At 71.3% G+C, this 8,244-nt stretch carries 7 protein-coding genes; 1 reads left to right on the plus strand and 6 read right to left on the minus strand.

Annotated features, from left to right (window positions below):
* The first annotated feature begins 18 nt into the window (after positions 1 to 18).
* A complete protein-coding gene (locus QWU11_RS40855) occupies positions 19 to 1,209 on the plus strand; it encodes a cytochrome P450 (protein WP_290119941.1) in 1,191 nt (396 codons plus the stop codon).
* Here QWU11_RS40855 and QWU11_RS40860 read toward each other — a convergent pair.
* The 6 genes from QWU11_RS40860 to QWU11_RS40885 all read right to left on the minus strand — a co-directional run bounded on the left by QWU11_RS40860 (position 1,155) and on the right by QWU11_RS40885 (position 7,829).
* Entirely contained in the window at positions 1,155 to 2,183 is a 1,029-nt protein-coding gene (locus QWU11_RS40860) for an amidohydrolase family protein (RefSeq protein WP_290119942.1), read from the minus strand. The genes QWU11_RS40855 and QWU11_RS40860 overlap by 55 nt on opposite strands.
* Positions 2,180 to 3,592 carry an NAD(P)/FAD-dependent oxidoreductase gene (locus QWU11_RS40865; protein WP_290119943.1) on the minus strand — a complete coding sequence of 471 codons (1,413 nt, stop codon included), beginning with the start codon at positions 3,590 to 3,592 and terminating at the stop codon, positions 2,180 to 2,182. The genes QWU11_RS40860 and QWU11_RS40865 overlap by 4 nt, the downstream gene beginning before the upstream one ends.
* A gap of 29 nt (positions 3,593 to 3,621) precedes the next feature.
* Positions 3,622 to 4,881 (minus strand): beta-ketoacyl-[acyl-carrier-protein] synthase family protein, encoded by a 1,260-nt coding sequence (locus QWU11_RS40870; protein ID WP_290119944.1) that lies wholly within the window; start codon positions 4,879 to 4,881, stop codon positions 3,622 to 3,624.
* 30 nt (positions 4,882 to 4,911) lie between these two features.
* Complete coding sequence (locus tag QWU11_RS40875) at positions 4,912 to 5,967, minus strand: methyltransferase (RefSeq protein WP_290119945.1); 1,056 nt, start codon at positions 5,965 to 5,967, stop codon at positions 4,912 to 4,914.
* 229 nt (positions 5,968 to 6,196) lie between these two features.
* Positions 6,197 to 6,610: a YbaB/EbfC family nucleoid-associated protein gene (locus tag QWU11_RS40880; protein ID WP_290119946.1), complete on the minus strand. Its 414-nt coding sequence runs from the start codon at positions 6,608 to 6,610 to the stop codon at positions 6,197 to 6,199.
* 28 nt (positions 6,611 to 6,638) lie between these two features.
* A complete protein-coding gene (locus tag QWU11_RS40885; RefSeq protein WP_290119947.1) occupies positions 6,639 to 7,829 on the minus strand; it encodes a cytochrome P450 in 1,191 nt (396 codons plus the stop codon).
* Positions 7,830 to 8,244 lie beyond the last annotated feature (415 nt).

The raw sequence follows: 8,244 nt of genomic DNA on the forward strand, positions 1-8,244 counted from the left end.
CGCCGTAGAAGGAGTCCGATGACCGCCTACCCGATTCCGGCGCCCGGCGAGCACATCTACGACACCCATGCGCGGCTGCGTTCCATCGGACCGGTCGTACCGGCCGAACTGCCCGGCGAGGTCGCCGTCTGGGCGGTGACCACACACGCGGCCGCGCACGAGGTGCTGGGGAACGACAAGGTGTACGCGCGGAGCGCCCGCCACTGGACCGCCCTGCACGACGGCACCATCCCGGCGGACTGGCCGTTCCGCCCGTTCATCGAGGGAGAGAACTTCCTCATGCAGGACGGCCTGGACCACCGGCGCATACGAGGGCTGATCAACAAGGCGTTCACGTCGGCCCGGGTCGCGGCGCTCGCGCCCCGGATCCGTGAGATCGCCGAGTCACTCCTGGACGACGTGGCGGCGGCCGGCGACGGCGTCGACCTCGTCCCGGCGTTCGGCGAGGCGCTGCCGATGCGGGTGATCTGCGAGCTGTTCGGCATTCCGGAACCCGAACGGGCGCGGTTCCGCACCTGGACCACCATGGTGATGGCCGCCGGGGAGGGAAGCGTCCAGGCCGGTCAGGCGATGATCGCCTACCTCACTCGGTTCGCCGACCAGCGCCGCGAGGACCCACGCGACGACCTGACCTCGATGTTGATCAACGCGCAGCGGGACGGCGAGGTCACGTTGTCCGACGCGGAGCTCGCCGGCCTGCTGTGGGTGTTCGTCCTCGCCGGGCACGAGACCACGATCCACCTGCTCGGCAACGCCGTCCTCGCGCTGTCCCTGCATCCGGACCAGCGCGATCTCGCCGTACGGGACGGCATGTGGGCGCAGGTGGTGGAGGAGACGCTGCGCCGCTACCCCTCCATCGCGACCCTCATGCTGCGCTACACCACGCAGGACACCGTCCTGGCCGGGGTGGGCCTCCCCGCCGGTGACGCGCTGCTGATCTCCCTGTCGGCCACCCTCACCGATCCGGGCCGGCACGGCTCCGGCGCCGGCCGGTTCGACATCACCCGCGCCCAGCGGCCGGGCCTGGCGTTCGGTCACGGGCCGCACTTCTGCCTCGGGGCTCCGCTCGCCCGCCTCGAAGGCGCGATCGCGCTGGCGGCGCTGTACGAGCGGTTCCCCAAGCTGCGCATCGCCGTCGACCCGGGCGAGCTCGTCTACAACTCCTTCGCCACGACCGGGCCGGCGTCGCTTCCCGTCCACCTCACGTGAGCGGCGCCGTCGCCACGGAGCCTCGGGAAGAGGCGTAGCGCGTTCGACCGCTCGGCGGCGGCGCGTTCGCCGGCGTCCAGGCCGCCGAACCTCTCCCAGTTCTCGAGGTTGTGGCCGATCGCGCGGTCGGAGGCGGCCGGGAAGTCGGTGCCGAAGAGCAGGCGGGCGCTGCTCGCCACCTGCAGAGCCGGCAGCAGGGAGTGGGGACTCGCCGCGAGCGCCGTCTCGTAGAACAGCGTCGCCAGCACCTCGGTGACGTGGTCCGGGCCGACATCGGCGTCGTCCGGGCCGCGTCCCATCTCCGCGTGCTCGGCGATGCGCCAGCCGAGGGCCGGGAGCGCGCCGCCGCAGTGGGCCAGGATGAGACACAGCCCCGGGTGCCGCTGGAAGACTCCGCGGTAGATGGCGTTGGTGATGTTCCTGGCCGTGTCCAGCGGAAACTCGATCACCGAGCTGGGCCGGCCGAGGCCGAGCTCACCGATGTGCGGCGCCTCCTCGGGATGGACGAAGACGGGCGTACGCCGCCTGGACAGCTCGGCGAGCACCGGCTCGAAGAAGGGGTCGCCGAAGTATTTTCCCTCGGCGTTCGAGTTGAGGACCACACCGTCCAGCCTCAGCTCGTCGAGGGCGTACTCGATCTCCGCCAGCGCCGCGTCGGGCGTCGTCAGCGGCACCGACGCGAAGGCGCCGAAGCGGTCCGGGTGGTCCCCGATCAGGTCCGCGTACTCCTCGTTGAGCCGGCGTACGAACCTTAGCGGGCCGTCCGGCGCCCGCGAGCGCCCCCCGACGGAGAGCGGGAAGGAGAGGACCTGGACGGCGATGTCGTTGCGCGCCATGAACGCCAGCGCCTTCTCGGCCGTCCACTCCCCCAGGCGATAGCCGCCGGTCATCGTATGGCCGAAGGAGCTGAACCACCGGTCCACGACCCCGCCGAGATAGTGGGTGTGGACGTCTATCCTGCCGGCCGGCGTCATTTCCCGTCCCCCTCCGACCGCGCGAGCCCGAGACGCGGTTCGGTGACCAGCTGCCATCCCCGCCACTCATTGTCGTCGAGCGGGCTCTCCCGCAGCGGGGCGAGGTCCGGCCGGCCGGTGCCCCCGGCCATCGCGCGGCGCTGGACCCGGAACGCCTCGTCGGTCAGCCGCTCGGTGAGCACGCGTGTGGACGACACGGTCGCCTCGCGGAGGTCCGACAGGCCCGCGATGATCTCCCCGAACGGGGCGGCCCCGGACCGGCCGGCGCCGTGGTCGCCGTGGACCAGCCGCTCCGCGGTCCAGAAGAAGTCCTCTTTGGTGTCGTAGTCGTCGTACATGCTGCTCACCAGGGCGAGCAGCCGCGTGTACGCCCGGCGGTAGGTGTACTCGAAGAAGCCGAGCGCCTCCTGGCCGGTGACCTCGCCACGGGCGTTCGCGGCGATCGACGCGGCGGCGGTGAGCCCGCTGTACATCGCGAGATGGACCCCGGTCGACAGCAGCGGATCCAGGAAGCACGCGGCGTCGCCGACGAGCATGTGGCCCGGTCCGCTGAACGCGTCGGCCGTGTAGGAGTAGTCGGTCTCCACGCGTACGGCCGGCCGGAACTCGGCCTCCCGCAGCAGGTCACCGACGGCGGCCGAGCGCCCGATCAGCGCGTGGTAGAGCTCCTCCGGCGAGGAGTGCCGGGAGCGGTGCCGGGCGAAGACGTCCTTCGGCGACACCAGGCCGACGCTCGTCCGGCCGTCCGCCAGCGGAATGATCCAGTACCAGCCGTCCGGCGAGGAGATGACGTTGATGCCTCCCTCCGGCGTGAGCGGCAGCTGCCCGGCGTTCGCCCAGTAGCCCCAGATGGCGACGTTCCGGAAGAGGGGATGGGGGCGCCGGTTCCCGAGATGCCGCGTGCTCAGCAGCCCCGATCTTCCCGAGGCGTCCACGAGGAAGTCGAAGTCGTCGATCACGAACGGCTCGCCCCGGTCCCGGGTGCACGTCACGGACACCGGCCGGCCGGAGTCGAAGACCACGTTCCGCGCGGCCACGCCCTGGTCGACCGTGACGCCGCTCGCCTCCGCGTTCTCCAGGAGGAGCTGGTCGAAGGCGGCACGGTCGACCTGCCACGAGCACACCTGCGGACCGAACAGCTTGCTCCAGTCGACGACCCACTCGTCCGAGCCCCAGCGGAAGACGCCACCGCGCTTGATCTGGAAGCCGCCGGCGTCCAGCCGGCCGGAGAGTCCGAGCAGGTCGAGTACGGTCCGCGTGGACGGGGTGAGGGACTCGCCGATGTGATAGCGGGGGAAGTGCTCACGCTCCAGCAGGTGGACGTCGAGCCCTTCGCGCGCGAGCAGGGTGGCCGTGACCGATCCCGCCGGGCCGCCTCCGATGACGAGGATCTTCCGGAGTGGTGCCATCTTGTACGCCTCGCTTCTGGAGTGGGCCGTCAGGAGCCGCGGACGACGATGGCGGAGTTGTTGCCGCCCATGCCGACGCTGGTGGAGATCGCGACCGGCACGGGGCTCCGTGTGCCCTGCCCGATGACGTGGCCGAGCTCGCACCCGGGGGCGACGTCGACCAGCCCGTACGTCGGCGGGACCTGGTCACGGACGCTCGCCAGCAGGGCGACCACGGCCTCGAACGCGCCCGAGCCGCCGAGCATGTGGCCGGTGCTTCCCTTGATCCCGCTGACCCTGAGCCCGTCGAGATGGTCGCCGAACACCTTGCGGATCGCGGTCGCCTCGGCGGGGTCGTTCGACTTGGTCGCGGTGCCGTGGACGTTCAGGTACCCCACGTCCCGGGCGTCGACCCCGGCGTCGGCGAAGGCTTCGAGCAGGCAGGCGGTCATCCCCGGCGCGTCGTGCGGCGGGATGTCGCTCATGTCGAAGGCGTCACCGCGCAGGCCGTACCCGAGCATCTCCCCGTGGATCCGGGCCTTGCGGGCGACGGCGTGGTCGCGCTCCTCGAGCACCATGACGGCGGCGCCCTCACCCAGGACGGTGCCGTCACGGTCGCGGTCGAAGGGACGGCACGCACCCGAGCGCGCACCGGTGTGGTTCTGCACGAAGCCGGACACGATGATCTCGGTGATGGGCGACTCGGCGCCGCCGGCCAGCATCACCTCCGCCCGGCCGTGCCGGATCTTGTCGTACGCGGCGATGATCGAGTCCGCTCCCGACGCGGACGCGCCGCTGACCGTCACCAGCGGCCCGCAGAGCCCGAAACGCACCGACAGCACCGACGTCCCGGCGTTGGGCAGCGTCATGTTGAACAGCCGTGGAGACACGCCCGCCGTGCCCTTGGCCGCGAGCCGGGCGAACTGGGCGGCGAGCACCTCGGTGCTGGAGAACGCCATGCCGATCGCCGCACCGTAGCGGTCGAACCGGCGGTGTGACTTGTGCCGCGAGACGATCTCGTTGCGGGGCAGGTCGAGCCGTGCGTCGGTCACCGCCGCGTCCGCGGCCGCCAAGGCGTACTGCTGGTAGCGGTCCAGCACCCGTACGTCGCGGGCCGACAGCCCGTGGCTCAGCGGGTCGAACCCGGTGATCTCCGCCGCCGTCTTCACCGCACAGCGGGACGTGTCGAAACGCGTGGTCCTCCCGACGCCGCTGCGCCCGGCCATCAGGGTCTCGAAGGCCTCATCGACGGTCCGGCCGATCGGGGTGATCGCCCCGACGCCCGTGATGACGACACGCCTGTCTGTCATGGTCCCCTCCTCAGGTGCGTGGGGTGACGATCACTGCTTGCGCGCCACGACGACTCCGTTGGCGCCCGCGGCGTCGATCTCGATGATCTGCACGCCGTGGAAGCCTGCGTCGGTCAGCCAGGAGGTGAGCTCGTCGCCGGAGTAGTTCTTGCCGCCGACGGTCTCGACGAGCATGTTCATCCCCATCAGGGCGGCGGCGGGCGGGCCGGTCCGCTCGGAGTTGAGCAGGAGCTCGCTGATCAACACGACGCCGCCGGGCACGAGCGCCCGGTGGCACGCGGTGAGAAGGTCGCGACCGGTCCGTTCGTCCCAGTCGTGCAGGATGTTCGACAGCAAGATCACGTCGTGCGCCTCGGGCAGACCGCGCTGATCGCGGAAGTCGCCCGCCTGAGTCGTGACCTTCCCGCCGAGCCCGGCCGCGTCGATCTTCTGCCGCGCCTGCTCGCAGACGTGCGGGAGGTCGTACACCGTCGCGCGGAGGTGGGGATGGCGCCGGCAGAGCACGATCGGGAAGGCGCCGGATCCGCCGCCCACGTCGAGGAGGCGGGTGTGACCGGCGAAGTCGTACGCGTCGGCCAGGCACGCGGCCGTGGACATGGACAGGGAGTGCATCGCCTCCCAGAACAGCTCCAGCATCACCGGATCCACGTCGGAGAACAGCGAGTCCTGGGTCTCCGGGTCCCACGTCACCGGGCGGTCTCCGCGGAGCGCGTCGATGAGTTTGTGCCAGCCGAGATATTCGCGGTGCTCGCAGAATCGTACGAATCCGCCGAAGTACGCCGGCCGTCCGGCGACGAGGTATTCCTCGGCCAGCGGCGCGTTGCGATAGGCGTCGCCGTCCTTTTCCAGCAGGCCGAGCGACGCGCACGCGACGAGGAGCAGATCGGCCGGCCGGTGCGCGAACCCGAACTCGGCGGCCAGCTCCTCCACGGTGACGCGGCGCCCGCCGGCCAGGCGGGTGAACAGGCCCAGCTCGACGGCCGTGGCGAAGGTCTCGAAGCTGTAGAAGCCGGTCGCCAGCTGCATGAGCGGCGCCGGTGACAGTGCGTCGCCCGCCGTGCCGTGGGTCAGAGCCGAGGTGGTCATGCCGTCTCCCTTGTTCGTGCCGATCCATTCCAGATACGGCCTCGACGCCATTGTTCTAATAGGCGCGAGCACCATGCGACGGACGTTTTGTCGATGCTTAAATGCGAATTTTGGGCAAGAATACGTCCGTGCCGGCGGAATTCAAGGTCTGTTCGCTCCGACTCGGCGGATCGTGCACGTCAGGAGAAAGGCGCAGCACACTGAGCACAGTCGGCGTACGCCGGGCCCGTCATCGGGGATCGTGTTCCCCCTCCGGGGCGCCGTCGGAGGCCATCGCCGACACCGCGGTGTCGAACATCGCGCCGAGGTCGAGACCTCCGTCGATGGGGAGCCCCAGGCCGGCGGGCAGCAGCTCGGCCAGCGCCGTCGCCGCCGTACGGGCCGCGTCGTCCTGGGCCGACCGGACCGTCCGGGCGATGCGCGCGGCCAGCTCCACCGGTGCCAGCTGCCGGTACCTCGTGCCCGTCAGCTTCAGCTCGACCAGCCGGCCCTGGCCGTCGACGGTCGCCGTGACCATCCTGTCCTTCGAGGACGAAGAGCCGGTCACCGCCGTCATCCGGTCGGTGGCCGCCTGGATACGGGTCTGTTCCGCCCGCAGGCTCGCGATCGCCGCCTGCACGTCGTACGCGGGGGAATCTGGCATCGTCACTCCTTTGTTCGGTATCGGAAGGTCAGCCCAGAAGGACCGGGAGCGACGTCGGCCCGCTGGTGGAGAACGACGTGTAGACCAGGTCGGCCGGATCGATCGCCATGCGCATCTTCGGGAACCGCCCGTACAGCGTGGCCAGGCCGATCCGGCCCTCCAGTCGGCCGAGCGGGGCTCCGAGGCAGAAGTGCGGTCCGTGGCCGAACGCGAGGTTGGGCCGTTGCGTACGGGTGATGTCGAACCGGTCGGCGCCGGCACCGTGCTGCGCGGTGTCGGTCAGGGTGGCCGACACCGAGAGCAGGATCGGGGCCCCGGCCGGCAGGTCGACCCCGGCCAGCGTCGTGTCCCGCGTCGTGTACCTCATGAGCACGGTCGCCACCGACGGATACCTGCGCAGGGTCTCCTCGACGACCTCGGCCCACCGGCCCTCGCGGACGGCCAGGTCGCGCTGGTCCTCGTGGCGGGACAGGGCGACGACGGCGTTGTTCAGCAGGTGCGTCGTGGTCTCGTTCCCGGCGAGCAGGATCAGCCAGAGCAGGTCGGCGAGCTCCTCGTCGGACAGGGTCACCTCGCCGTCCTTCTGGACCGCGATCAGCGTCGAGGTGAGATCGTCCTTCGGGTCGCCGCGCCGGCGGTCGACGAAACGGGCGAGGTAGCCGACCATCGCCTGGCGCGCCGCGATGCCCTCGCCGCCGGCGCTCATCACCTGTTGCGTCCAGACGCGGAACTGTGCCCGGTCGGGTTCGGGAATGCCGAACAGCTCGCAGATCACCTGCAGGGGCAGCACTCCGCCGAACGCCGACACCAGGTCGACGCCGTCGCCGGCGGCGGCCACGTCGTCGGCGAGCTCGCCGGCGATCTCCCCGATGCGCGGTGCGAGCGCCGCCACCCGCGCCGGGGTGAACGCCCGGTTCACCATGGCGCGCATCCGCCGGTGGTCGGCGCCGTCCTGCATCAGCATGTTGTCGCCCTCCACGAATGGCAGGAAAGGCCAGTCCGCGGGGATGGTGCCGTCGCGCAGGGCGGGCCAGTGCCGGGCGTTTCTCGCGTACACCTTGTCGTCGGCCAGGACCTCGTGCACCGCGGCGTGCGTGTTGGCCGCCCACACCTCGACGCCGCCGGGCAGTTCCACCGGCACGACCGGTCCGGTACGGCGCAGGCGTACCTGCGTGTCGTAAATGTGTTCGGCCGGCACGGGAATCTTGGCTGCGGTCATCATTCCTCCGGAAATGGCTTCGGCATATCTGCCCGCCGCGTGAATGTTCCGTCGTGACCATGGCGTGAATCAAGCGCGGCCGGAAACAGGTGCACGATAAGAAAAAAGCCGTGCACAAGGGGAACACAGCACGCACTTTCGGCCGGCCGGGGGGGGGGGGGGGGGGGGGCCCCCCCCCCCCCCCCGGGGGCCCCGTCGGGGGGGGGGGGGGGCGGCCCCCCCCCCCCCCCCCCCCCCAGAACCCCCCCCCCCCCCCCCCCACCCCCCCCCCCCCCCCCCCCACGCCGCCCCCCCCCCCCCCCCCCCCCCCCACCCCCCCCCCCACCCCCCCCGCGAGGGCGCCCGCGAGCCGCCCCACCGCCACGCGCAGCCCCGCGCCGGACAGCTCCTCGGCGCGCTCGAGGAACGCGACGCC

This window comes from Actinomadura sp. DC4 (assembly GCF_030406325.1).
In the GTDB taxonomy this organism is placed as follows: Bacteria; Actinomycetota; Actinomycetes; order Streptosporangiales; family Streptosporangiaceae; genus Actinoallomurus.